This window comes from Nonomuraea ceibae (genome assembly GCF_019396325.1).
In the GTDB taxonomy this organism is placed as follows: domain Bacteria; phylum Actinomycetota; class Actinomycetes; order Streptosporangiales; family Streptosporangiaceae; genus Nonomuraea; species Nonomuraea ceibae.
This window is the reverse complement of record NZ_JAHKRO010000093.1, coordinates 1-23,872: the sequence shown is the minus strand read 5'-3', so window position 1 is coordinate 23,872 and position 23,872 is coordinate 1. Positions and strand designations below refer to the sequence as shown.

The 23,872-nt window shown below is 72.9% G+C and carries 29 protein-coding genes; 16 read left to right on the top strand and 13 right to left on the bottom strand.

Annotation, left to right across the window (positions count from 1 at the left end; genetic code table 11):
• Positions 1-77: 77 nt before the first annotated feature.
• Entirely contained in the window at positions 78-734 is a 657-nt protein-coding gene (locus KME80_RS37480; RefSeq protein ID WP_219512586.1) for a class I SAM-dependent DNA methyltransferase, read from the bottom strand.
• A 34-nt stretch (positions 735-768) separates the two neighbouring features.
• Between KME80_RS37480 and KME80_RS37475 the strand changes: the two genes are divergently transcribed.
• The 5 genes from KME80_RS37475 to KME80_RS37455 all read left to right on the top strand — a co-directional run bounded on the left by KME80_RS37475 (position 769) and on the right by KME80_RS37455 (position 5,017).
• Complete coding sequence (locus KME80_RS37475; protein ID WP_219512578.1) at positions 769-1,233, top strand: GNAT family N-acetyltransferase; 465 nt, start codon at positions 769-771, stop codon at positions 1,231-1,233.
• Between the two features lie 180 nt (positions 1,234-1,413).
• Positions 1,414-1,953: a 2'-5' RNA ligase family protein gene (locus KME80_RS37470; protein WP_219512568.1), complete on the top strand. Its 540-nt coding sequence runs from the start codon at positions 1,414-1,416 to the stop codon at positions 1,951-1,953.
• Positions 1,954-1,994: 41 nt separating this feature from the next.
• Entirely contained in the window at positions 1,995-2,435 is a 441-nt protein-coding gene (locus KME80_RS37465; protein WP_219512566.1) for a hypothetical protein, read from the top strand.
• Positions 2,432-3,445, top strand: a complete 1,014-nt coding sequence (locus KME80_RS37460) for an NAD(P)-dependent alcohol dehydrogenase (RefSeq protein WP_219512564.1) — start codon at positions 2,432-2,434, stop codon at positions 3,443-3,445. Before KME80_RS37465 ends, KME80_RS37460 begins: the two co-directional genes overlap by 4 nt.
• 231 nt (positions 3,446-3,676) lie before the next feature.
• Entirely contained in the window at positions 3,677-5,017 is a 1,341-nt protein-coding gene (locus tag KME80_RS37455) for a family 43 glycosylhydrolase (RefSeq protein ID WP_219512562.1), read from the top strand.
• A gap of 10 nt (positions 5,018-5,027) precedes the next feature.
• On the opposite strand, the gene KME80_RS37450 is transcribed toward KME80_RS37455, so the two are convergent.
• Together KME80_RS37450 and KME80_RS37445 are read right to left on the bottom strand one after the other, a co-directional pair.
• On the bottom strand, positions 5,028-5,411 hold the full coding sequence (locus KME80_RS37450; RefSeq protein WP_219512555.1) for a Cpe/LpqF family protein: 384 nt from the start codon (positions 5,409-5,411) through the stop codon (positions 5,028-5,030).
• A gap of 93 nt (positions 5,412-5,504) precedes the next feature.
• Positions 5,505-6,017, bottom strand: a complete 513-nt coding sequence (locus tag KME80_RS37445) for a GNAT family N-acetyltransferase (RefSeq protein ID WP_219512546.1) — start codon at positions 6,015-6,017, stop codon at positions 5,505-5,507.
• Between the two features lie 272 nt (positions 6,018-6,289).
• Here KME80_RS37445 and KME80_RS37440 point away from each other — a divergent pair, with 272 nt between their 5' ends.
• On the top strand, positions 6,290-7,000 hold the full coding sequence (locus tag KME80_RS37440) for a hypothetical protein (RefSeq protein ID WP_219512544.1): 711 nt from the start codon (positions 6,290-6,292) through the stop codon (positions 6,998-7,000).
• 2 nt (positions 7,001-7,002) lie between these two features.
• Here the strand turns inward: KME80_RS37440 and KME80_RS37435 are convergent, their stop codons facing one another.
• Positions 7,003-7,476, bottom strand: a complete 474-nt coding sequence (locus KME80_RS37435; RefSeq protein WP_219512542.1) for a hypothetical protein — start codon at positions 7,474-7,476, stop codon at positions 7,003-7,005.
• Between KME80_RS37435 and KME80_RS37430 the strand changes: the two genes are divergently transcribed.
• Positions 7,475-8,299, top strand: a complete 825-nt coding sequence (locus KME80_RS37430) for a class I SAM-dependent methyltransferase (protein ID WP_219512540.1) — start codon at positions 7,475-7,477, stop codon at positions 8,297-8,299. The two genes, KME80_RS37435 and KME80_RS37430, sit on opposite strands and share 2 nt — an antisense overlap.
• Before the next feature lie 8 nt (positions 8,300-8,307).
• On the opposite strand, the gene KME80_RS37425 is transcribed toward KME80_RS37430, so the two are convergent.
• Positions 8,308-9,378 (bottom strand): serine hydrolase domain-containing protein, encoded by a 1,071-nt coding sequence (locus KME80_RS37425; RefSeq protein ID WP_219512533.1) that lies wholly within the window; start codon positions 9,376-9,378, stop codon positions 8,308-8,310.
• Positions 9,379-9,447: 69 nt separating this feature from the next.
• Complete coding sequence (locus tag KME80_RS37420; RefSeq protein ID WP_219512532.1) at positions 9,448-9,969, bottom strand: GNAT family N-acetyltransferase; 522 nt, start codon at positions 9,967-9,969, stop codon at positions 9,448-9,450.
• A 17-nt stretch (positions 9,970-9,986) separates the two neighbouring features.
• Between KME80_RS37420 and KME80_RS37415 the strand changes: the two genes are divergently transcribed.
• From KME80_RS37415 to cpt, 6 genes are all read left to right on the top strand, one after another.
• On the top strand, positions 9,987-10,322 hold the full coding sequence (locus KME80_RS37415; RefSeq protein ID WP_219512530.1) for a hypothetical protein: 336 nt from the start codon (positions 9,987-9,989) through the stop codon (positions 10,320-10,322).
• A 114-nt stretch (positions 10,323-10,436) separates the two neighbouring features.
• The gene (locus KME80_RS37410; protein WP_219512528.1) at positions 10,437-11,006 is read left to right on the top strand and encodes a DUF4097 family beta strand repeat-containing protein; all 570 of its coding nucleotides are present in this window, start codon (positions 10,437-10,439) and stop codon (positions 11,004-11,006) included.
• A gap of 54 nt (positions 11,007-11,060) precedes the next feature.
• A complete protein-coding gene (locus KME80_RS37405) occupies positions 11,061-12,017 on the top strand; it encodes a DNA polymerase domain-containing protein (RefSeq protein WP_308126092.1) in 957 nt (318 codons plus the stop codon).
• Between the two features lie 46 nt (positions 12,018-12,063).
• Entirely contained in the window at positions 12,064-13,539 is a 1,476-nt protein-coding gene (locus KME80_RS37400; protein ID WP_219512526.1) for a carboxylesterase/lipase family protein, read from the top strand.
• Between the two features lie 101 nt (positions 13,540-13,640).
• Positions 13,641-15,821 (top strand): rhamnogalacturonan lyase family protein, encoded by a 2,181-nt coding sequence (locus KME80_RS37395; protein WP_219512518.1) that lies wholly within the window; start codon positions 13,641-13,643, stop codon positions 15,819-15,821.
• Positions 15,822-15,858: 37 nt separating this feature from the next.
• The gene (gene cpt / locus KME80_RS37390) at positions 15,859-16,431 is read left to right on the top strand and encodes a chloramphenicol phosphotransferase CPT (RefSeq protein ID WP_246646406.1); all 573 of its coding nucleotides are present in this window, start codon (positions 15,859-15,861) and stop codon (positions 16,429-16,431) included.
• A 6-nt stretch (positions 16,432-16,437) separates the two neighbouring features.
• On the opposite strand, the gene KME80_RS37385 is transcribed toward cpt, so the two are convergent.
• Entirely contained in the window at positions 16,438-17,322 is an 885-nt protein-coding gene (locus tag KME80_RS37385; RefSeq protein ID WP_219512510.1) for an EamA family transporter, read from the bottom strand.
• 92 nt (positions 17,323-17,414) lie between these two features.
• On the opposite strand from KME80_RS37385, the gene KME80_RS37380 reads away from it, so the two are divergent.
• A complete protein-coding gene (locus tag KME80_RS37380) occupies positions 17,415-17,915 on the top strand; it encodes a MarR family winged helix-turn-helix transcriptional regulator (protein ID WP_219512509.1) in 501 nt (166 codons plus the stop codon).
• Here the strand turns inward: KME80_RS37380 and KME80_RS37375 are convergent, their stop codons facing one another.
• Genes KME80_RS37375 through KME80_RS37355 form a run of 5 tightly spaced genes read right to left on the bottom strand, consistent with a single transcriptional unit; the run spans position 17,916 to position 22,288 of the window.
• Positions 17,916-18,530 carry an energy-coupling factor transporter transmembrane component T family protein gene (locus KME80_RS37375; RefSeq protein WP_219512507.1) on the bottom strand — a complete coding sequence of 205 codons (615 nt, stop codon included), beginning with the start codon at positions 18,528-18,530 and terminating at the stop codon, positions 17,916-17,918. It lies immediately after the preceding gene.
• Positions 18,527-19,201, bottom strand: coding sequence for an energy-coupling factor ABC transporter ATP-binding protein (locus KME80_RS37370; RefSeq protein WP_219512498.1), 675 nt, complete (start codon positions 19,199-19,201; stop codon positions 18,527-18,529). The genes KME80_RS37375 and KME80_RS37370 overlap by 4 nt, the downstream gene beginning before the upstream one ends.
• Positions 19,202-20,335 carry a thiolase family protein gene (locus KME80_RS37365; RefSeq protein WP_219512489.1) on the bottom strand — a complete coding sequence of 378 codons (1,134 nt, stop codon included), beginning with the start codon at positions 20,333-20,335 and terminating at the stop codon, positions 19,202-19,204. It lies immediately after the preceding gene.
• Positions 20,335-21,687 (bottom strand): AMP-binding protein, encoded by a 1,353-nt coding sequence (locus KME80_RS37360; RefSeq protein ID WP_219512487.1) that lies wholly within the window; start codon positions 21,685-21,687, stop codon positions 20,335-20,337. Before KME80_RS37360 ends, KME80_RS37365 begins: the two co-directional genes overlap by 1 nt.
• A gap of 7 nt (positions 21,688-21,694) precedes the next feature.
• Positions 21,695-22,288: a biotin transporter BioY gene (locus KME80_RS37355; RefSeq protein ID WP_219512479.1), complete on the bottom strand. Its 594-nt coding sequence runs from the start codon at positions 22,286-22,288 to the stop codon at positions 21,695-21,697.
• Between the two features lie 138 nt (positions 22,289-22,426).
• Between KME80_RS37355 and KME80_RS37350 the strand changes: the two genes are divergently transcribed.
• Positions 22,427-23,044 carry a DedA family protein gene (locus KME80_RS37350; RefSeq protein ID WP_246646405.1) on the top strand — a complete coding sequence of 206 codons (618 nt, stop codon included), beginning with the start codon at positions 22,427-22,429 and terminating at the stop codon, positions 23,042-23,044.
• A gap of 11 nt (positions 23,045-23,055) precedes the next feature.
• Positions 23,056-23,580 carry a GNAT family N-acetyltransferase gene (locus KME80_RS37345; protein WP_219512477.1) on the top strand — a complete coding sequence of 175 codons (525 nt, stop codon included), beginning with the start codon at positions 23,056-23,058 and terminating at the stop codon, positions 23,578-23,580.
• On the opposite strand, the gene KME80_RS37340 is transcribed toward KME80_RS37345, so the two are convergent.
• Positions 23,567-23,872, bottom strand: a 306-nt coding sequence (locus KME80_RS37340; protein WP_372455415.1) for a dienelactone hydrolase family protein, incomplete at its 5' end; no start/stop codon positions are given. The two genes, KME80_RS37345 and KME80_RS37340, sit on opposite strands and share 14 nt — an antisense overlap.

Here is a 23,872-nt window from a genome sequence, read left to right as displayed (position 1 = left end):
CTCCGCCAGGCTGGGGATGTGCATCACGGACGTGGCCGGTTGGTGGTCGAGGATGGCCGCCACGGGTTCGTCGGTGCTCATGGTGTTCTGTGGGCGAGGAAGAAGGCTTGCGGGCCTGAGCGGGGCTTCTCGGTGTCGTCGGGCTCGCGGATGAGCCGCGCGTCGAGGACGAGGCCGGAGCCGGTCAGGAGTTCGGCGATGAGCTCCGGCGGCGTCCAGTAGATGTCGAGGGACAGTTCGTGGCCGTAGCCGCGCTGGGCGTGGCGGTGTTCGTCGCCGGCCTTGAACGCGATCAGGAAGTGGCCGCCGGGGGCGAGCACGCGGTGGATCTCGGCGAAGACGGTCGGCAGCACCGCCGGTGGGGTGTGGACGGTCGAATACCAGGCGACGGCGCCGCCGACGGCCTCGTCCGCCAGGTTCAACGCGGTCATCGTGCCTTCTTCGAACCGCAGCCCGGGGTACGTCCGGCGGGCGATCGCCACCATCTCCGGCGAGAGGTCGATGCCGAACGCGTTCACCCCGAGGTCCCGCAGGTGGGCGGTGATCCGCGCGGGACCGCAGCCGAGGTCGGCCACCTCACCGGTCTCCGGAGTCCGTACGAGTTCGGCGAAGGCCGCCAGCATGGCTCGGTCCAGCGGCTTGGTGTCGAGCTCGTCGCGGAGGAGTTCGGCGTAGTCGGCGGCGACGGTGTCGTACGCCTGCCGGGTGGAACTCAGGTAGGCGGGCTCGGTCATGGTCAAGGACGATAGCGCCGATATCATCGCCGTCGTGGCGGATTGGGAGCTTCGTCCGGCTTCGGCCGCGGACGTGGATGCGGTGGCCGAGTTGCGGGCCGTGGTGCTGAGGCCGGATCTGGAGCGGCTAGGGCGGTACGACGCCGTACACGTGCGGGAGCGGCTGCGGAAGGCGTTCACCCCGGCGCACACCTGGGTGATCGAGGTCGCCGGAGCCTGGTCCGGATGCGTGGCGCTGCGGCCCGATGGTGACGCGTACTGGCTGGAGCATTTCTACCTGGACCCGGCCACGCAGGGCAGGGGCATCGGCGGAGCCGTGCTGCGCAGCCTGCTGGAATGGTGTGACCGCGAGGGCGCCGTGGTCTGGCTGGACGTGTTGCAGGGCAGCGCGGCGCGGCGACTGTACGAGCGGCACGGGTTCGCGGTGGAGATCGAGGACGAGGTGGACGTCTTCATGGTCCGCCGACCGTCGACGGGTGGGGATCACCGCTCTCTCTGATGCGGGGGCGAAGCGCGACGCATCTCGTGCCTGATCGCCAGGCGGATCGTCCAATAGAGACCGAAGAAGACCAGCATCGCGGGGATGACCCAGAGCACCGCGATGAGAAGGATTTCGACAGCCCCGATATTCATCGTTCCTCCGTGCGGGCAAACTGGCGTGTGCTGCCATCATGGTGTCATGCCGGACGAGGGTACGGGAAAAGGCCGAGCGGGAGAGAGTGCGCTGCTGGCCGTGGTGAAGGAGGCCGAGCCTTTCGTCGCGCACTGGCGGCGGCGTTTCGATTCTTTCACCGAAACGGGGGTTCCGGCGCACGTCACGGTGCTCGTGCCTTTTCTGGACGCCGGCCGGATCGACGCGGCGACGGAGCGCGAACTCGGGCTGATTCTCGGCGCGCATGCCCCTTTCGCCGTCCGTTTCGAAAGGTGCGGTCGTTTTCCGGAGGTGCTTTATCTCGAACCGGCGCCCGGCGGGCCGTTCCGGGAGTTGACCGGGGCCGTGGTGAAACGCTGGCCGGAGGCGCCTCCTTATGGCGGGCAGTTCGCGGAGGTCGTACCGCATCTCACGGTCGCTCATGGCCAGGACGAGCGGGTACTCGGCGAGGTGGAGGCCGAGGTGAGCGCGCGGTTGCCGTTCGCGGCGCAGGTCACGTCGATCAGCCTTTACGTGAGTGACGGCGACCGGTGGCACGAGCGGGCCGAGTTTCCGCTTCTCGGCTGATCGCGATATCGCCGGAACCGCGCGCGTGTGAAGATGGGGCCATGAATGGGACGGCGGTTGCGGGGGAGTCCGCGTTACGCAGGGTCGCCTATCTCGCGGTGGTGCTCGTGGCCGGGGTGGCATTGCTGGCCGGGGTCTTGATGCTGGCTCCGGGAAAGCGGGAACGGGCGGCTCTGGAGAATGAGCGTTTCGTACGCTCGGCCGCCGCGATGGAGGAGGTCGCCCGCACGCTCGGCGAGGGCGACGAACTCGGCGGGCGGAATATCGGGGAGCTCTCGTTCGAGACGATTCACCGCGAGGACGACCTGGTCTACTTCGCACAGGGCCGGGACATGGACAACCAGCCTTATGGATATGTGTGGACGCCGCCGGGCGGGCCGCACTGGACGTTCACCGAGCGGGAGGACGTCCGGCCGGTGCGCGGCCCCTGGTTCGAATACCACCTCAACGTGAATCTCACCGCCGCGGGCAGGTCGAAGTGAAAGCGGTCGTTCAGCGGGCGTACGGGTCGCCGGACCTTCTCGAGGTGCGCGAGGTCGACAGGCCGGCGGCCGGTGACGACGAGGTGCTGGTGCGGGTGCGCGCGGCGTCCGTCCATCCGGACGTGTGGCATGTCGTGAGCGGCCGTCCTTACGTGTTGCGCCTGATGGGGAACGGGCTGGCCAGGCCGAAGCTGCGCATTCCCGGCACCGACATGGCGGGCCGGGTGGTGTCGGCGGGCAAGGACGTGAGCCGGTTCCGGCCGGGTGACGAGGTCTTCGGGGAGACGGTACGGGGTTACCAGTGGCGGAACGGCGGCGCGTTCGCCGAGTACGTCGCGGTTCCGCAGAGCGCGCTGGCGTCGAAGCCGGGCAATGTGTCGTTCGAGCAGGCGGCGTCGGTGCCGACGGCCGGGCTGATCGTCCTGCAGAACCTGCCCGAGGGGCGGGTACGGGCCGGGCAGCGCGTGCTGGTCAACGGCGCGGCCGGTGGGGTGGGGGCCCTCGCCCTGCAACTGGCCAAGGCCGGCGGGGCGTCCGTCACCGGGGTCGACCACGGGGCGAAGCTGGATCTGGTGCGGGACCTAGGGGCCGATCATGTCATCGACTACACGCGGGAGGATTTCACCCGGACGGGCGAGCGGTACGACCTGATTTTCGATGTCCCGGGGAATCATTCCTTCGCGGACTGCCGTAAGGCGTTGACGCCCGACGGGATGTACGTCCTCATCGGGCACGACCATTTCGGCGGCGTCGGCAGCCGCTGGCTGGGGAGCCTGCCGCATTTCGTCCGCCTGATGGCGCTCTCGCCGTTCAGGAAGCAGTTGCCGAAGGTGAACGCCGCGACCCCCGACAAGCAGCCGCAGCTCGCCGTCCTGCGCGGGCACCTGGAGTCGGGCGCGATCACGCCGGTCGTCGACAGGACGTTCGCGCTGGACGAGGTGCCGCAGGCCATCCGCTACCTGGCGGAGGGGACGGCTCGCGGCAAGGTCGTCATCAGCCTCCCGGAGTGACGACGGCCCGCTCTGTTATGTGAACGTTACGGGACGCGGCCGGCGGCGCCGCGACCCCGCCTGGCAGCGCTCTGACCTGCGATGACGCATTCCCGTCAGTGGTCCCGGCCTCCTCGGCCGATTTTTTCCGCGTTATTGACCAAATTTGAGCGGCTTGGGCAGACTCTGCGGCACGCGCCGCTGTGCGAGAACGGGCCGCGCAGCCGGAGCCGACGTGGGAGGACGCTACTGATGACGAGTTCCGACAACCGGTTGTCCGTCGGCCGCAGGTCCCTGCTGACCGGGGTCGCCGGGCTCGTGGGGGCGGCGGCGCTCCCCGCGACCGCCGCACAGGCCGAGCAGGCCGCTTCGGCGCTGCGCCGGCACCCGGCGAACTGGCCGGACCCGCAGCCCTACGGCCTCGCCGACACCCGGCCCGACCTGTGGCCGCGCCCGGACAACTCCTTCATCCTCCCGCTCGAACTGCGCCCCCGCGACCGCGAGCGCGGCCGGGTCTGGATGCGCGACACGTACGTCAACTGCTTCGTCGTCGGCGGCCGGCCGGTCTACGTCGCCACCGGCACCACCCGCGTGCCCGGCCTGGAAGCGGCAGGGCCGTGGAACGACGGCATCTTCGTGTGGATCGCGCCCTCGTTGCGCGGGCCGTGGCGGCTCGTCGACACGACCGGCATCCGGCCCGGCGCCGAGAAGGGCAAGGTGTGGTCGCCCGAGTTCGCCGGCGAGAACCGGCCGGGGCGCATGGTCGTCGCGCCGTGGCAGGAATACTGGCACGACGACCAGTTCGGCAAGCGCGGCCAGGCGTGGGCGCCGGAGGTCCATTACTTCCGCGGCCGGTGGTACATCGTCGCGTGCATGGGCGACCACTCGCGCAAGGTCGGCTCGTTCATGCTCGTCAGCGAGGGCGGGATCGAGGGCCCGTACCGGCTCGTGGAAGGCAACCACGACAAACCGTTCGGCGACCCGTTCATCGGCGGGCCCAAGTTCATCGAGCCCGGCGCCTACCATCACATCGACGGCAGCCTCTACACCGAGGGCGACGACGCCTGGCTGGTGCTGCACAACAACTTGTACGCCAAATTCCGGGACGACATGGAGGACATCGTCCCGGCGACCGGCCTGCCGCAGTTTCAGCAGCGGCTCTACACGCCGGAGCCTTATCTCGAAGGCGCGTACGTGTTCAAGCACGGCGGCAAGTATTTCCTCCTGCACGCGGCGTGGAACCGGACCTCGACCAATGCCGACGGCAGCACCCGTTACGCCTACGATCCGCCAGGACCGGGGCGTACGCAATACCAATATGACGCGGTCATCGCCGTTTCCGACCGTTTCGAAGGCCCCTATTCGGAACGGTGGACCGCCGGGGTCGGGGCCGGGCACAACAACATTTTCGCCGACCGCAGCGGGCAGCTGTGGGCGACGTTCTTCCGCAACCCGAACTTCGGCTACTGGGCCGACCCGTCACGCCTGGCCGACACGGCGGTGCCCGGCGTCGTGCGGCTGGAATGGACCGGCCCGCAGGGCAACCGCCTCTACGTCCAGCGGCGCAGACCGGGTCACGCGGACCGCGGCTGACCTGCGGTGACTACTGGGGTTCGAGCAGCAGGTAGTCGATCTTGCCGTCGTCGCCGACGGAGATCCGCGTGTCGTACTTCTGCCCGGCCGGGATGGACGTCAGCCCGATCAGCTCGGTCGGCTTCGTGCTGCTCAACTCGTCCAGCTTCAGCCCGGCCAGGCCCTTGGCGAGCTCGTTGAACCGCGCGGCCGGGATTTCTTTCAGGAAAGCCGGGCTGAGGTGCTCCTTGAGCTCGTCGCCGGGAATCGGAGTGCGGTTGACGGCGCCCAGATACCACTCCAGTTGCGTGCCGACCGCGCTGTCGGGAATGGCGATCGTCTTTTCTTCTCCGGCGGACGCGCACCCCGCCACGAGGACGGCGAACAGGGCGAGCGAAGCGGAAACCAGTCGCATCAGGACTCCCAGCGTGGAAAACCAGTCAGCGAATGCTAGCGACCGGCGCCGACATCACCGGAACCGCCGGTGGCGCGTCACGGCGGGCCGGGGTCAGGGCGTGTCGCCGCGCAGGCGGCCGTACACCCAGCCGTCGCGCCACGCGCCCGCCCGGAACTCGATCGAGCGCAGCACGCCCTCCAGCCGGAACCCGGCCTTCTCCAGGGACTTCTGCTCGGCGATGTTCTCCGGATGGGTGCGCGCCTCGATCCGCTCGGCCGGCGTGTGCGTGAACAGGTAGTCGCACAGCGCCGCCTGCGCCCGCCAGCCGACGCCGCGGCCACGCCAGTCGGGCAGCAGGGCGATGCCGATCTCCCAGTATTTCGCCAGGCCGTAGCCGCTCTCCCGCCAGTCGACGAACCCCGCGGTCCGGCCGTCCGCGGTCACGATGAGGCGGCTGTGGTCGGCGGCGAGGTAGCCGTCGAGGGCGAAGCGCCGCGCGTGGGCCTGGGCGTCGCGGAAGCCGCCCCAGTCGAGCCCGATCAGGCCGGGCTCCGTCGCGAAACGGCGGAACATCTCCAGATCCGCCTCCGTCACCGGCCGCAGCACGACGGACGACACCCCCACGACAAACCTCCCCGAATTCAGGCGTTACCCATCATGCCACCGGGAGGCCGATTGGCGGGGTCCTTGATCCACGCGCGGATGCCGCGTCCGGCGAGCGGCTCCCCGGCGTAACGCGGCACCAGGTGGCAGTGCGCGTGCGCGACGCTCTGGCCCCCGACCGGGCCGACGTTCCAGCCGTCGGGCGCGTGGGGAAGGGCCTTACTTTCGACAGGGGGGTGGGGTGACGATCGGCAGATGATCGGCCGGGGTTGCCGATGGCACGCTCACCCGGCATGAACGCATACTTTCCCGGACGATGGATCGGCGGCGCGGCCCTGGTGGCGGGGCCGGTCGTGCTGGCTGCCGGCTACCTGCTGCGCTACGTGGCCACGGTCACCGCGCTCAGCCCCGAGCAGCAAGCGTGGGCCGACGAGCAGCCGTTCGCCGCCTACGGGCAGCTGCTCGCCTACACCGCCGAGCCCGCCCTGATCACGCTCGCGTACGGGGTGTTCGCGCTGGGGATGATGCTGCTCTTCCCGGCGTTCGTCGCGCTGGCGCAGCGGGCCGGGGGCGGGCTCGCGTTCTGGGGCGGCGCGCTGCTGGTCGCCGGGCTGTTCGCCCGGCTGTACTTCGCGGGCGCCGACCAGACCGCGTTCCAGCTCACCGAATCGGCCGGGCTCGGGCGGGCGACGGACGGGGTGATGGCGGAGTACGTGGACATCGCGTACGGGCCGTGGCACATCCCGGTCATGGCCTCCGTCGGCCAGTACGCGGGCACGCTCCTGCTGGCCGTGGCCGCCTGGCGCTCGGGCGTTTTCGGCACCGCCCGCGCGCTGATGCTGCTGCTGGCGGGCGGCACCTGGGTGGGGGTGCTGAAGGGCGCCTCGATCCCGGACGTGCTGGTCACCGTGCTGCTGTGCGTGGCGCTGGTCCCGCTGGGGGTGGCGGTGCTGCGCGGGCGGGAGCCGGAGCCGGCGGGCCGGCCGAAGGCGCTGAGCTGGTGAGCTCAGACCGGCTCGGCGTCCCTGAACCGCTCGTGGGCGGCCTGCTTGGAGATCCCCATCGCGTCGCCGACCTGCGACCACGACGCCCCTCCGGCCCTGGCGGCGGCCACGGCCCGGTCGAGGAGGGCGCGCTGCCAGGCTTCCACCTGGGTGAGCAGGGTGAGGGCGGCGAGCGGGCGGTCGCCGGTGAGGTTCGCGACCTGCTCGCACAGCAGGTTCGACTTGATCACCAGCCAGTTGGGCGGGGCGGCGGCGAGCAGCGGGCCGGCGTGCTTGTACCACTGCTCCTCGGCCTCCTTCGCGCCCTGCGGCGAGGGCGGGAAGCGGCGCCGGTCGGCCCAGCCGCACGAGCAGGCGGCCTGGTAGCCGATGAAGGTCCTGGTGAACGCGCTGCCCGAGCGGGCGAGCTCGCCGCCGGGAAGCACGGGTGCCGCGAACCCCTCGTGGCCGGGGATGTCGCTCAGCTTCAAGGTCATGCCGTCAAGATACCCTGACGGTGACCCGGCCGGAAATGAGGCGGTGATCGCGGCCGGGCGTCACTACGGTGATCGGGTGACCGGCTACGAGGATCTGGTGGACCAGGCGGTCCGGGCGTCCGTGCGCGGATGGGACTTCTCCTGGCTGCGGGGCAGGACGAGCGGCGGGACGCCGTCGTGGAGCTACGCGGCCCGCGCGTCGGCGCTGCTCGCCTCGGCGCGCCGCCCGCTGGACGTCGACACCGGCGGCGGCGAGGTCCTGGCCTCCCTGGCGCCGCTGCCGCCACGCACGGTCGCCCTGGAGGGCTGGCCGCCCAACCTGGCCGTCGCCGCCCGGCGGCTCGGGCCGCTGGGCGTGGCCGTGCTCGGCGGCTCCGCGGAGCGCCTGCCCGCCCGGGACGCGGCCTTCGACCTGGTGCTCAACCGGCACGGCGGGCTCGACGCGGCCGAAGTCGCCCGCGTGCTCGCCCCCGGCGGGCGACTGCTCACCCAGCAGGTCGGCAGCCGCAACGACCTGGAGCTGAACGCCGCCCTCTGCGCGCCGCCCGCCGCCACGGCGGACGGGTGGACGCTCGACGTCGCGGCCCGCCGCCTGCGCCGCGCCGGCCTGCGCATCGCCGACGCCCGGGAGGAGATGACCGAGTACGTCTTCCACGACATCGGCGCCGTCGTCTTCCACCTGCGTGCCGTCCCGTGGCAGATCCGCGACTTCGACCACGAACGCCACGCGGGCCCGCTCCGCGCGCTGCACGAGCGGATCACGTCCGACGGCGGCTTCTCCGTGCGCAACCACCGGTTCCTGGTGGAGGCGGTGCTCGCCTGAGCCTTCGCTCAGCAGAACGCCGTCGCCAGCACCTTCGGCAGCGCGTCGGCGGGGGTCTCGCCCGTGTACGGGTTGCCCGAGAGGACCAGCGTGCGGCCCGAGTCCGAGCGCAGCGCGTAGGTCAGATAGCCGAACGTGCCGCCGCTGTGCCCGTACACCTTGCCACCGCACGGCAGCGGGAACGCCTGCAGGCCCAGCCCGTAGCCCATGCCCTGGCCCGCGTTCTCCATCGTGCGCATCTGCTTGAGCGCCTGCCCGCTGGTCAGCTTGCCGCCGAGCAGCGCGTCCAGGAACGTCGCCAGATCGGCCGTCGTCGAGATCATCTCGCCCGCGCCGTACTCCAGGGACGGGTTCATCCGGGTCGCGTCGACCATCTTGCCCTGGTACGGCGCGTAGCCGCGCGCGTGCGGCTTCGGCAGGTCCTTGCGGTGGCCCGGCAGCAGCGTGTGCCGCAGGTCCAGCGGGCGCAGGATGCGGTTCTCGATCTCCTTCGCGTACGGGTTGCCGGTCAGCTTCTCAATCAGCATGGCGGCGATCACGTAGTTCGTGTTGGAGTAGCGCCAGCCCTGGCCCGGCTTGAAGTACGGCGGCTTCGACAGGCCCACGGCCAGCAGCTCCTGCGGCGTCTGGTCGTACAGCGTCTCCCTCGGCCGGTAGTCGCGCGCCGACCAGCCGGGGATGCCGGCGCCCGCGTAGTCGAAGACGCCGCTCGTGTGGTTGAGCGCCTGGCGGACGGTGACCTGGCTGTCCTCGGGGAGCGCGCCCGGCAGGTGCTTGCTCACCAGGTCGTCGAGGGACAGCTTGCCCTCGTCGGCGAGTTGCAGCAGCACGGTCGCCACGAACGTCTTGGTCACGCTGCCGACGCGGAAATAGCCGCGCGGGTCGGCGGGCGCCTTCGAGCGCACGTCCCGCACGCCGACGGCCATCGCCCGGTCGCGGCCGTCCTCGCGCACCAGCGCCAGCGCGGCCGTCATGGCCTTCGCGTCCACCAGCGCGTCCAGCTGGGTCCTCAACTGCTCGTGCGTCGGCGCCACGGTGGTCAGGGCGAGGGCGAGCGCCACGGTCTTCGTCAGGATCATGACCTCAACGCTAGGGACGCCGGACCGGCCGGACCATGCGGCGGACCGCACACCCACCTGCGGAAAACCTCAGCCCGCGACTCTGGCGTACACGTACATGTCCCGCCGCTCCCCGCCCACCTCCTTCCACGCCCGCAGCAGCCCTTCGCGCGTGAACCCGGCCTTCTCGGCGGCCTTCCACGACGCTGCGTTCCACGGCTCGACGTGCGCTTCCAGCCGCGCGATCCGCAGCTCGCCGAACGCCCAGGACGCCACCGCGCGCAGCGCCGCGCACGCCACCCCCTGCCCCCTGGCCGATCCGGCCACCCAGTAGCCGACGCTCGCGCGGCCGTGGGGGCCGGGCCACAGCCCGATCTGGCCAACGGCGCGGCCGTCACGGGCGATCGCGAACGAGTAGCCCACGCCGTCGGCGGCTCTCGCCCACTGGCGGCGGACGAAGGCCGCGCCCTCGGCGTCGGAGTACACCGCCGGAACGGAGGTGATCAACGGGATGTACGGGTCGGCGGCGGCCTCGGCGACCGCGGGCAGGTCGGTCAGGCGCCACGGCCGCAGCAGGAAACCGCCGTCGGCGGGAAGGTCGGGGACGGTCATGGCACCATGATGGGCTCATGGGCGCCATCGTCTACGTTCGCGGCTGGCTGGAGTTCAACGGGTTGCGGGACGAGGCCGCGCGGGTCATCGGGGACGACCCGGGGTGGTCGTTCCCGGAGGGCTGGTTCGACGTGGCCTCCTACCTGCGGGCCGTCCCCGCGCCTCTGCTGGCCGACTTGGAGGAGCGGGTCCGCGCGGTCGCCGCGCTGCCGGCCGCCGACGAGGACGGCGACCGCGTGTGCGGCCTGTTCCTCGTCTTCCACGAGGTCCACGGTCAGGACGAGTGGCAGGTACGTGACGGCGGCCTGCACATCCGCCCGGCGCCGCCCGACTACGACTATCTGTGGGTCTGAGGTTCTGGGGCGATCTGGGGCATTTGGATGAGAAAGGGCTAATGTTCGCCTCACCGGGCCCTCACCGCTGATCGAGATGCTTCTTCATGTCCGCACCGATGGGAAGGAAACGACATGAGGAACGTCAAGCTGGTTCTGGCAGGCGCCGCGCTGACCACCGTGTTCGGCGGGTTCGTGGCAGCCGGTCCGGCGCTCGCCGACGACAGGACCTGCCGGGGCACGATCGGCGCGGTGAGCGTGGACAGCCTGTATGTGCCGAAGGGCGCTACGTGCAAGCTGTCCGGCACCCGGGTCGAGGGTGACGTGAAGGTGGGCAAGGGCGCGACGCTGCTGGCCAAGCGGGTGAAGGTCGACGGCAACGTGCAGGCCGATGGCGCCCGCTCGGTGTCGGTGACCTCCCGTTCGGTGGTGGGCGGCGACATCCAGGTGGAGGACGGGGGGGCCACCACGGTGACCTCGTCGCGGGTCGACGGCAACATCCAGCTTGAGGACAACGACCGCCGCCAGCGCGTCGAGGGCAACCGGGTGGACGGCGACATCCAGGTGAAGGACAACCGCGGCGGCGTCCGCGTCCACCGCAACAAGGTCGACGGCAACCTGCAGTGCGAGGACAACAGCCCGCGGCCGACCGGCGGCCGTAACTCCGTCGACGGCGACAAGGAAGGCCAGTGCCGCCGCCTTTGACCGCGTTTTGACCATGCTTGCGTCGATCCGGTCCGGGTGGGCATCGTAGACCGGGTGACCAGCGATGAGACACGCGACGGGGTGGCGCTGACCAACCTCGACCAGCCCCTGTTCGACGGCGCGGAGGCGACCAAGCGGGACCTGGTCGACTACCTCGACGCGGTGCGCGACCGGATGCTGCCGGGGCTGCGCGAGCGGGCGCTGTCGGTGATCCGGGTGCGGCCCGGCCAGGCTCCCTTCATGCAGAAGAACCTGCCCAAGTACGCCCCCGACTGGATCCGTACGACGTCGATGTGGGCGGAGGCGTCCCGCAGGCGGGTCACCTACGCGCTGTGCGACGACCGGCGGACGCTGCTGTGGTTCGGCAACCAGCGGGCGGTCGAGTACCACCCGGCGCTGGTGCGGGGTGATCACTTCACCCACCTGGTGCTCGACCTCGACCCGCCGGAGGGGGCGGGGTTCGGGGCGGTGGTGGCCGCCGCGATGCTGGTACGGCAGGCGCTGGCCGACTGCGGGCTGGCCGGGGCGGTCAAGACCAGCGGGGCCAAGGGGGTGCACGTGTTCGTGCCGGTGGTGGCCGGGATCGGCATGGAGGACCTGGCGGGGGCCACCCGGGCGCTGGCGGCGCGCGCCGAGCGGATCGACCCGTCGCTGGCCACGACCGCGTTCATCCGGGAGGACCGGGGCGGCAAGGTGTTCCTGGACTCGACCCGGGCGGGCGGGGCGACGGTGGTGGCCGCCTACAGCCCGCGCATCCGGCCGGGCACGCCGGTCTCGTTCCCGGTGGCGTGGGAGGAGTTGGACCGGGTGTCGCCGCGTGACTTCACCGTCCACACCGCTGTGGACAGGCTCGGCGATGGTGACCCGTGGGCCGAGCTGATGCCCGCCGAGCAGCGGCTGCCCGCCGACCTGATCGAGGAGGGGCACACGATCCCGGTGGCGCGGGTGCAGGCGATGCACGAGGGCAAGCGCCGCGCCAAGGCCCGCCGGGAGGATGAGCGTTCGCCTTAGGCGTTCGTCTTGCGCGATCGCCCAAATTCGGGGTACGGTTCCGGGCATGGACATCGTGCTCACCGACCGCGGCCCCGTGCGCGGGCTCGTCACCGCCGACCACCGCGCCTACCTCGGCATCCCGTACGCCGCCCCGCCCGTGGGCGAGCTGCGCTGGCGCGCGCCGCGACCGGCGGCGGCCTGGACCGAGCCGCTGGACGCCACCCGGCCGGGGCCGATGTGCGCGCAGACCGGCGACCACCTGGGAGCCGGAAGCCTCAGCGAGGACTGCCTCTACCTCAACGTGACCGCGCCCCGCGAGGGCGCCGGGCTGCCCGTGATGGTGTGGCTGCACGGCGGCAGCTTCAAGGACGGCGCCGGTCACCTCTACGACGCCCGGCGGCTGGCCGTCCAGGGCCGGGTGGTCGTGGTGACCGTCAACTACCGGCTCGGCGCGCTCGGCTTCCTCGCCCATCCGGCGCTCGATCCCGAGTCGGCCGACTGCGGGCTGCTCGACCAGCAGGAGGCGCTGCGCTGGGTGCGGCGCAACGCGGCGGCGTTCGGCGGCGACCCGGGCAACGTGACGCTGTTCGGCGAGTCGTCCGGAGGCGTCGCCGCCGGGGCCCACCTGGTGATGCCGGGATCGGCCGGGCTGTTCCACCGGGCGATCCTGCAGAGCGCGCCGGTGACCGCGCCGTGGGCGCCCTCGCTCGCCCTGGGCAACAACCCGCGCCCCCGCGCGCAGGCCGAGCGGGAGGGCGAGGCGCTGGTCGAGCGGCTCGGCCTGGCCGACCTGGGCCGGCTGCGCGAGGTCCCGGTAGAGGAGCTGCTGCGGGCCGCCGCCGACCCCGCGCAGCCCGGGTTCGGGCCGGTCGCCGGAGGCGGGGCGCTGCCGGTCGATCCGGCGGCGGCGGTGCGGGCCGGCGACTTCCACCCGGTTCCGGTGCTGTTCGGGATCAACCGGCACGAGCAGCGGATGCACGTGTGGGGGCTGGAGATGGCCGTCCACGGCGGGCCGATCCCCGCCGGGCACTACGCGGACGCGGTGCGCGCGGCCTTCGGCGGCGACGCGGACGCGGTGCTGGCCGAGTACCCGGCGGACGCCTACGCCTCACCGGGCCAGGCGCTGGCCACGGCGCTGACCGACGCCCAGTACGCGCGGCACGCGCTCGACACCGGGGCGGCGCTGTCGCGGCGGACCGCCGCCTACGCCTACGAGTTCGCCGACGCCGCCGCGCCCTGGTTCGCGGCCTTCCCCAAGCCGTACGACATGGGCGCCTATCATGCCGCCGACCTGCCGTACCTGTTCGACGTGGGCTACAACGAGCCGCTGGACGAGGGGCAGCGGCGGCTGGCCGAGTACATGATCGGCCGCTGGGCCGCCTTCGCCCGCGACGGCGACCCCGGCTGGCCCGCCTTCACCGCGCCCGAGCCGTACGTGCACGCGCTCGCACCGGACGCGACCGGGCCCGTCGACTTCGCCGGGGAGCACCGGTACGCCTTCTGGGCCGCGCTGAAAGTTTCAGCTCCGGCCGGGGTCTGACCTGAATCGATACAACGGCAGCCGCCCGCGTGATTGACCACCGCGCGGGCGGCTTCTAGCGTCTGAGACGTCTCAGTCCTCCCCTCAGTTGGGACTTCGCGATGAATCGATTCAAAGCCTGCCTGGCCGCCACGGCCGGGCTCGCGGTCGCGGGCGCGCTGGTCGGGCAGTTACCCGCCTCCGCCGCCGTGGCCTGCGACGTGGACTACGCCGTCGCCACGCAGTGGTCCGGCGGGTTCACCGGCAACGTGACCATCCGCAACCTCGGCGACGCCGTCAACGGCTGGCGGCTGACCTGGACTTACGGGGCCGGGCAGCAGATCACCCAGGCGTGGAACGCCCAGCCGAGCCAGAGCGGCGCCGCCGTCACCATGACCGACGTGGGCTACAACGCCGCCCTCCCGGCCGGGGGCAGCGTCGCCTTCGGGTTCAACGCGTCCTGGAACGGCAGCGCGAACCCCGTACCGGAGTCCTTCGCCCTGAACGGCGTCGCCTGCACCGGTGCCGAGCCGTCGCCGTCTCCCACCGTCACCACCCCGCCGCCCGGCCCCGAGGGCGGCAAGCAGGTCGAGGACCTCGACCGGGGCCTGGTCAGCGTGCGCTCCGGCAGCGGCAACCTGGTGTCCTGGCGGCTGCTCGGCACCGAGGCCCGCGAGACCGCCTACAACGTCTACCGGGGCGGCACCCGCATCGCCACCGTGACGAACTCCACCAACTACCTGGATCCCGGCGCCGCCGCCGACGCCACCTACACCGTCCGGCCCGTCACCGGGGGCGCCGAGGGGCCCGCGTCCGAGCCGTCGCTGCGCTTCGGCAACGGCTACCTCGACGTGCCCGTCAGCCCGCCGTCCTCCGGCCACCACGCCAACGACGCGAGCGTCGGCGACCTCGACGGCGACGGCCGCCTCGACCTCGTGCTGAAGTGGGAGCCGAACAACGCCAAGGACAACTCCCAGTCCGGCGTGACCGACCCCGTCTACGTCGACGGCGTCAAGCTCGACGGCACCCGGCTGTGGCGCGTCAACCTCGGCCGCAACATCCGCGCCGGAGCCCACTACACCCAGTTCCAGGTGTACGACTACGACGGCGACGGCAAGGCCGAAGTCGCGATGAAGACCGCCGACGGCACCGTCGACGGCCGAGGCGCCGTCATCGGCGACGCCGGAGCCGACCATCGCAACTCCGGCGGCTACATCCTCACCGGGCCCGAATTCCTCACCATGTTCAACGGGCAGACCGGCGCCGCCATGTCGACCGTGCCCTACGACCCGCCGCGCGGCGACGTCTCCTCCTGGGGCGACAGCTACGGCAACCGCGTCGACCGCTTCCTGGCCGGCACCGCGTACCTCGACGGCGAACGGCCCTCGCTCATCATGGCGCGCGGCTACTACACCCGCTCGGTCATCGCCGCCTGGGACTTCCGCGACGGCCGCCTCACCAAGCGCTGGACGTTCGACTCCAACAGCTCCGGCAACAGCGCCTACGCCGGCCAGGGCAACCACTCGCTCACCATCGGCGACGTCGACGCCGACGGGCGCGACGAGATCGTGTACGGCGCCGCCGCCGTCAACGACGACGGCCGCGGCCTGTGGAACACCCGCTGGGGCCACGGCGACGCCGCCCACCTCGGCGACCTCGACCCCGGCAGGCCCGGCCAGGAGTACGTGAAGATCTCCGAATCGTCCTCCCCGCCCGGCCTCTACATGCTCGACGCCCGCACCGGCTCGGCGCTGTGGCGCACCGGCAGCTCCTCCGGCGAGGGCCCCGGCCGCGGCGTCGCCGGCGACATCCACGCGGGCAGCCCCGGCGCCGAGTCCTGGGCCGCGGGCGCCGGCCAGGACGGCCTGCGCAACACCTCCGGCGCCGTCATCGGCCGCCAGCCCTCCTCGGCCAACTTCCTGTCCTGGTGGGACGGCGACCCCGTCCGCGAACTGCTGGACCAGACCAGGATCGACAAGTACGGCACCGGCGGCGAGACCAGACTGCTGACCGCCTCGGGCGTCCACTCCAACAACGGCACCAAGGCCACCCCGTCCCTGTCGGGCGACATCCTGGGCGACTGGCGCGAAGAGGTCATCTGGCCGACGACCGACAACCGCGCCCTGCGCATCTACGCGACGCCGCACGTCACCACCACCAAGATCCACACCCTGCTGCATGACCCGCAGTACCGGGTCGCGCTCGCCTGGCAGAACACCGCCTACAACCAGCCCCCGCACCCGAGCTTCTTCATCGGGAACGCCATGCCCACCCCACCCACCCCGGACGTGTACGTCCGCTGACCGCACGCCGGGAGGCGGGGGTCGGTATCGTGGCGCGATGGCTGTTCAGGTGATCGTGCTCAATGGCGGGTCCAGCTCGGGGAAGTCCGGGATCGCGCGGTGTCTGCAGGCGATCCTGCCGGAGCCGTGGCTGGCGCTCGGGGTCGACACGATGATCGAGGCGATGCCCGTCGCCATGCGCTCGTCGGAGGCGGGGATCGAGTTCGCGCCCGACGGGGGGATCAGCGTCGGGCCGGAGTTCAGCAGGCTGGACGCCGCCTGGATCGCCGGGGTCGCCGCGATGGCGCGGGCGGGGGCGCGGGTGATCGTGGACGAGGTGTTCCTGGGCGGGGCCGCCTCGCAGGAGCGGTGGGTGCGGGCCCTGGCCGGGCTCGACGTGGCGTGGGTGGGCGTCAGGTGCGAGGCGGCGGTCGCGGCGGCGCGGGAGACGGCGCGCGGCGACCGGGTGGCGGGGATGGCGGTGTCGCAGGCCGAGATCGTGCACCAGGGGGTGCGCTACGACCTGGAGGTCGACACCGCGAAGGCCGAGGCGCTGGAGTGCGCTCGGGTCATCGCCCGGTTCGTCGAGGAGCGGGAGCGCGGCGGCCGGGCGATGCCCGGGGATCGGTGAGCGTTCTCAGGACTTCCTGGCGAAGGTCTGACCGGCGACGAGCGCGCCGAGCGCGAGGACGAAGCCGGCTATCTGCCAGCCGTTGAGCGTCTGGCCGAGCACGGCGAGCCCGGCGACGGTGGCCACGAGCGGGTTGGTGAGGCCGAGCAGCGACACGGAGGTGGGCGCGAGCCGGTCGATCCCGCGGAACCACAGCGCGTACGCGATCGCGGTGCCGAACACGCCCAGGTAGGCGAAGCCGAGCAGGTTGGGCCCGGTGAGGGTGGCGGGCAGCCCCTCGACGGCCAGGGTGAGCGGCGCGATGGCCAGGCCGCCGATGGTGAGCTGCCAGCCGGTCATGACGAGCGGCGACTCGGGCCGTCCCCATTTCTTGGCCAGCACGATGGCCAGGCCCATGAGGGAGGTGGCGGCCAGCATGGCGAGGACGCCGAGCGGGTCGAGCCGGGCCTCGGAGGTGAGCGTCAGCAGGGCCACGCCGCCGGTGCCGGCCAGGGCGGCGTACAGGACGGCCCTGGCGGGGCGGGCGGACAGGACGAGGATCGACAGCAGCGCCACGACCAGCGGTTGCACGGACCCGATGGTGGCGGCGACGCCGCCGGGCAGCCGGTAGGCGCCGAAGAACAGCAGGGGGAAGAACGCCCCGAAGTTCAGCATGCCGAGCACCGCGGACTTCCACCACCACGAGCCGGTGGGCAGGCGCCGGGCGACGGCGAGGAGCACGAGCCCGGCGGGGAGGGCGCGCAGGGTGGCGGCGAGCAGCGGCCGGTCGGGGGGCAGCAGCGTGGTGGTCACGACGTAGGTGGTGCCCCAGCTCATCGGGGCGAGGGCGGCCAGCACGAGGTCGCCGACGCGGCCCGGGTGGACGGTCGCCGGCGCGGCGATGGTTGCCATGACGTTCCCTCCTCATTGATAATCTCAACGTTGAGATAACAACACATTGATTCAGCGAACGTCAAGTCTCTTAATGTTGAGAGGATTACCAGATGGGCGACGCGGTGGACGCGGTCACCGCTCAGTGGCGGCGCGAGCGGCCGGACGTGGACGTGTGGCCGATGGAGGTCATCGGCCGGGTGTCGCGGCTGTCGCGCCTGCTGGAGCGCGGGATCAAGGAGGTGTTCGGCGCGCACGGGCTGGAGAGCTTCGAGTTCGACGTGCTGGCCACGCTGCGCCGCTCCGGCGCCCCGTACGAGCTGAGCGCCGGGACGCTGCTCAAGGCGGCGATGGTGACCTCGGGCGCGATCACCAACCGGATCGACAAGATGGAGGCCAAGGGCCTGGTCGAGCGGGTGCGCGACGTGGAGGACCGGCGCTCGGTCCGCATCAGGCTCACCCCGCGCGGGCTGGAGCTCGTCGACAAGGTCCTGGTCGAGCACGTCGCGAACGAGGCCCGCCTGCTGTCCGGCCTGGCCCCGGCCGACCGCGACACGTTCGTCGCCCTGCTGCGCGGGCTGCTGGAGTCGCTCGGGGACACCGCGATCGACTGATCAGTCGTCGAGGCCGCGCGCGCTGAGCGCCTCGCCCAGGGCGTCGGCGTGCCGCAGCGCGCTGACGACCAGCGGCACCGCGAACGCGCGCAGGCTCCACTCGACCCCCCGCGCCCGCTGGGCCTCCCTGACCCGGACCGCCAGCCCGGCCATCACCGGCACGGTCCTGATGGTCAGCGACAGCAGCAGCGACAGCCGGAACGGGTCGACGCCGAGCCGCCGGGCCGGCCGCAGGCCGCGTTCCAGCGTCGCCAGCATGGCGGAGGTGCGGGTGGTGAGCGTGACCAGCGCCGCCAGGGCCACAGCCAGGACCAGCCTGGACGTGAGCATCGCCGCCGTCGGCAGCCCCGCCATCACCCACTGCACGGCGAACAGCGCCACCGCGAACCAGCGCACCGGCCGGATCTGCGCCCAGGCCGCCGCCGCGCCCACCCCGGACAGCGCGTAGAGCCCGGCGGTCACCAGCGCCGCCGCCCCCATCGCCCACGGGGAGCGCAGCAGCACGAGCACCGTGCAGCACACCGCCAGGCCCAGCAGCTTGACGCCCACCGGCAGCCGGTGCAGCGGCGAGCTCCCGGGCACGTAGATGCCGGCCAGGCCGGTCGCGCCGCTCACGCCATGAGCTTCCGGTAGTGGCCGAGCGCCGACTCGGGGGTGGCGTCGGCCACGATCCGGCCCTCGTCCAGCACCAGCACCCGGTCGAACCCGTCGAGCAGCGGCAGGTCGTGCGTCACCACGATCACCTGCATCGGCAGCTCGCGCAGCACCTCGGCGACCAGCCGGGAGTGGCGCAGGTCGAGCAGCGTCGTGGGCTCGTCCATGATCAGGATCTCCGGCTCCAGCACCAGGACCGAGCAGAGCGCCAGCAACTGCTTCTGCCCGCCGGAGAGCTGGTGGGCCGGGTGGTCGGCGTGTCCGTCGAGCCCGTAGCGGGCCAGCACGGCCGACACCCGCCGCGTCACCTCGGCGGCCGGCAGCTTGTGGCGGCGCAGCGAGAACGCCACGTCCTCGGCCACGGTCGGCATCACGATCTGCGCGTCCGGATCGGTGAACAGGAACCCCACCCGCCGCCGGATCCGCGCCGCGTGCCGCCGCGTGTCCTCGCCGAGCACGGTCACGGTGCCGGACGAGGGCAGCGCCAGCCCGTTGAACAGCCGGGCCAGGGTGCTCTTGCCGGAGCCGTTGGCGCCGGCCACGCCGATCCGCCGCTCCGCGAGCGTGGCGGTGATGCCGCGCAGCACGTCGCGCTGCCCGAGCCGGACGTGCACGTCAGCCAGGTCGATCATTCACACCACCTCGAACAGGGCGGCGACCCCGAGCCCGCCGCCGACCGCCGCCGTCGCCAGCCCGAGCGTCCCCGCCGGCGCGCCCGCCCGGACGAGCCGCGTGAACAGCCGCGTCACCACGACCGCCCCGCTCGCCCCCCACGGGTGCCCGAGCGCGAGCGCGCCGCCGTCGGCGCACACCCGCCCGGCGTCGGCGCCGAGCGGGTCGAGCCCCAGCGCGTCGGTCACCGCCAGCGTCTGCGCCGCGAACGCCTCCACGATCTCCACCGCCGCGACCTGCTCCATCGGCACCCCGGTACGGGCGAGCAGGCGGCGGACGGCGGGCACCGGCCCCCATCCGGGCAGCGCCGGATCGCATCCGGTGACGGTCCCGGCCACCAGCCGCAGCCCGGGCAGCCCGGCCCGCAGCCGTTCCGGCACGACGGCGACCGCGGCGGCGCCGTCGCTGTTGGGCGCCGAGTTGCCGGCCGTCACCGCGCCGCCCGGCACGAACGCCGCCGGCAGCCGCCCCAGCGACCCCTCGCGCAGCAGCCGGGGCCGCTGGTCGCTGTCGCGCCCCTCGACGGGAACGATCTCCGCCGCGAACCGGCCCGCCTCCCGCGCGGCCACCGCCTTGGCGTGGCTTGCCAGCGCGTAGCGGTCCTGCCGGTCCCGCTCGACGCCCCTGGCCACGCCCAGCGCCTCGGCCGCCGCGCCCATCTCCGGGTCGGGATGGCCGTCGGGGGCAAACGGCGCACGCTCGTACGGCTCGGCCTCGCCACGGCGGGTGCGCAGCGGCGCGGTGGACGCGCTCTCGACGCCGCCCGCCACGACGAGCTCCGCCTCACCGCTCCGTACGGCCTGCCCGGCGAGCAGGACGGCGGCCAGGCCGCTCCCGCACTGCCGGTCGACCGTGACCCCCGGCACCTCGTGGCCCAGCCCGGCGCCCAGCGCCGACACCCTGGCCAGGTTGCCGCCGGGACCCATGCAGTTGCCCAGCATCACGTCGTCCACCGGCAGCCCGAGCCCGGCCGCGTCGCGGACGACCGCCGCGATCACCGGGGCGGCCAGCCGGTCGGCGCCCACGCCCTTGAACGCGTGCCCGGCCGTCCCGATCGCCGTCCGGCGCGCGGCCACCACCACGGGCGCGTCCATCAGGACAGCCGCCGCAGGGCCGGGTCGCCGTCGGCGAGCCGGGCGGCGACGAGCGCGCGGGCCGGCTTGCCCGTCGCGGTGCGCGGCAGCTCCTGGACCGCGTACCAGCGGCGGGGCCGCTGCGCCAGGTCGAGCCCGCCGCGCGCGACGGCCTCCAGCGCGGACCTGGGCGGCGGCGCGCCGGCTGCCTCGACGATCGCGGTGACGACCGAGCCCAGGTCGGGATGGGGCGAGCCGATCACCACGATGTCGCCCACGCCGGGCACGGCCCGCAGCACCTCCTCGACGTCCTCGGGCACCACGGTCGCCCCGCCGGTCTGGATCGCGCCGTCGCCCCGGCCGCGCAGCCGCAGCGACTCTCCCGGCCGGTACGGCTCGGCCAGGTCGCCGACGCTCATCCACCCGTCGCCGTCGCGGAGCAGCGGCCCGCTCGCCCCGGCCGCGTAGCCCTCGGCCAGCCAGGGGGAGCGGGCCCACACGGTGCCGAGGTCGCGGCCCGGCTTGACCCGGACGTCGATCTCCACCCCGGGGAACGGCCGCAGCCCGGTGCCGTCGGCGTCCGCGGCCACGAACGACAGCTCGGTGGCCCCGTAATAGGACACCACCCGTATCCCGGCGCGCTCGCGCAGCCCTTCGGCCAGTGCCGCGCCGCCCACGGCGGCCACCCGCAGCGGGCTGGCCGCCGGCCGGGCGGCCAGCAGCTCGGGCAGCCGGTGCGGCACCAGGTGCACGGCCGTCGCGCGGGCGAGCTGCCCGGCCAGCGCGCCGGGCGACCAGCGGCCGGGCACCAGCGCCGTCGCCCCGGCGGCCAGCGCGTGCACGGCCGCGAACCCGTACAGGGAGGAGATCAGCGGCCCGGGCACCAGCACCACGTCGTCGGCGGTGATGCCGGTGAGCTCGCTGAACGGCTCGAACGAGCCGGTCCACGAGCCGCGCGTGCGCACCACGGCGCGCGGGCGGCCGGTGCTGCCCGAGCTTAAGCAGGCCCAGGCCAGGTCGCCGGGCCGGGCCGGGCGGCCGGTGAAGGCGGCGTCCGGCAGGCGGGCCGGGACGGCGTCGACGGTGAGGGCCGCGGGGATCTCGGGCGGCGCCTCGCGGGCCGGGTCGCACAGCAGCGGCGTCCCGCCGAGCAGGTCGACCGCCAGCACGGCGGTGAGCTGGTCGACGGGGTCGGTCGCGCGGATCACGGCCAGAGGCGTCGCGGCGCCTGCCGGGAGAGGGGCGAGGGCCGCGGCGAGCCGTTCGGCCCGCCTGGCCAGGGCGCCGTAGGAGAGCTCGCCCGACGGCCCGGCCAGCGCGAGGCGGCCGGGTCGGGACGCGGCGTGCCGCAATACCTGTGCTGCGACTGGCATGCCAGGTTCAGAGTTCCTTTCCGGCTCGGAGCCGTTCGCGGTGCACGGCCGGGACCGCGTCGGGGTAGGCCCGCTGGGTCCCGCGCGCCACGAACGCCGTCAGCACCGCCTTGGCCACGTCACCCGGCACGAACCCCAGCGTGAGCAGGGCCGCCTGCCCCAGCGTCAGCCCGCCGACGAGCGCCCACAGCGGGATGCCCACCAGATAGACGACCCCGAGGCCACCGGCCAGGGAGGCTACCAGCAGCCGTCCGATGCCCGGGGAGCGCCCGCCGCGCTCGACGATCCACCCGATGAGGGCGGCGCCGGGCAGCCAGCCGAGCAGGAACCCGACCGACGGCCCGGTGAACACCCCCAGCCCGCCGCGGAAGCCCGCCAGCAGCGGCAGCCCGGCCGCGACCAGCAGGATGAACACGCCGACCGCCAGGGCGGCCCGCCAGGAGCCGAGGATCGCCCCGGCGAGCATGACGCCGAGCGTCTGGAGCGTGATCGGCACCGGGCCGAACAGGTTGAGCCCCGGGACGAGGCCGAGCGCGGCGATCAGCGCGGCGAAGACGGCCACCCGGGCCACGTCCACGATGGGGAGGCGCAATCGGTACATTCCCGCTCCTCAGCTAGGTTTTTGCTGCCGGGTCCGATCCCACACCAGAACGTCCGCCGGGGTTATGGAGGGTTGCCACAACGTTGCCCGGCCGAAGATGTAGCGCATAGGCACGCCGCCACGGGCTAGAGACAAGGCATGGCAGACGGGATCGTCGACTGGGTCACGGGTCTGATGGAATCGCTGGGCGCGCCGGGGGCGGGCCTGGCCGTCGCGCTGGAGAACCTGTTCCCGCCGGTGCCGAGCGAGGTGATCCTGCCGCTCGCCGGGTTCACGGTGAGCCGGGGGGAGCTGGTGCTCTGGCAGGTGCTGGTGTGGACGACGGTCGGGTCGGTGGCGGGCGCGCTCGCGCTGTACGGCATCGGCGCGGCCCTGGGGCGCGACAGGATGCACGCGCTGGCCGAGAAGGTCCCGCTGGTCAAGGTCGACGACGTGCGCAAGACCGAGGCGTGGTTCGAACGCCACGGGCGCAAGACGGTGTTCTTCGGGCGGATGGTGCCGATCTTCCGCAGCCTGATCTCCATCCCGGCCGGCGTGGAGCGGATGCCGCTGCCGGCGTTCACGCTGTTCACCACGCTGGGCAGCTTCCTGTGGAACACCGCCCTGGTCATGGCCGGCTACCTGCTGGGCGAGCAGTGGTCGCTGGTCGAACGGTATGTGGGCATTCTCACGTACGTGGTCATCGGGCTGATCGTGCTGGCCGTCGGGGTGTTCGTGTGGAAGCGGGTGACGGAGGGGCGCAGGGCCCGCCGGTAGCCTCGGCTTCCGTGAACATCAGAACGGGCGTCGCGGCCGATGCCGACGCCATCGCGGCTCTCCACACCGAGAGCTGGCGCACCGCCTATGCCGGGATCATGCCGGAGTCCTACCTGGAGGGGCCGCTGCCCGCGACCCATCGCGAGCTGTGGCGGGCCAGGGCCGAGAGCGAGGTTTACCTCAACGGCGGTGACCCGCCCTGCCTGCTGGTGGCCGAGGACGAGGCGGGTGTGAGCGCGTTCGCGTATCTGGTGCCGGAGCGCGACGGCCGGGTGCTGCTGGACAACCTGCACGTGCGGCCCACGCTCAAGCGGTCCGGCCTGGGCCGCCGGCTGGTGGACCGGGGGCTCGGCTGGGCCGCCGAGCACCACCCGGGCAAGACCGTCTACCTGGAGGTTCTGCGCGACAACGCCGCGGCCAGGGCCTTCTACGAGCGGATGGGCGGCAGGCCCGGCCGCGCGTTCGTGGAACGCTTCAACGCCGGGTTCGAGCTGGACGTCGTCGAATACACCTGGAGCCCGGTCAACGGCCGGTGAAGTGCCGGGTGAACCAGTCGCGGGCCAGGTCGGCGACCGTCTCGAGCGCCCCGGGCTCCTCGAACAGGTGGGTGGCCCCGGGGACGATCCGCAGCTCGCTCTCGGCGTTCAGCTCCCGCTGGGCGGCCTCGTTCAGCTCGATCACCGGCTCGTCGGCGCCGCCCACCAGGAGCAGCGTCGGGGCCCGTACCGACGCCAGGCGCGGCCCGGCGAGGTCGGGACGGCCGCCGCGGGAGACGACGGCGGCGACGATGTTGTCCGGTTCGGCGGCCGCCCACAGGGCGGCCCCGGC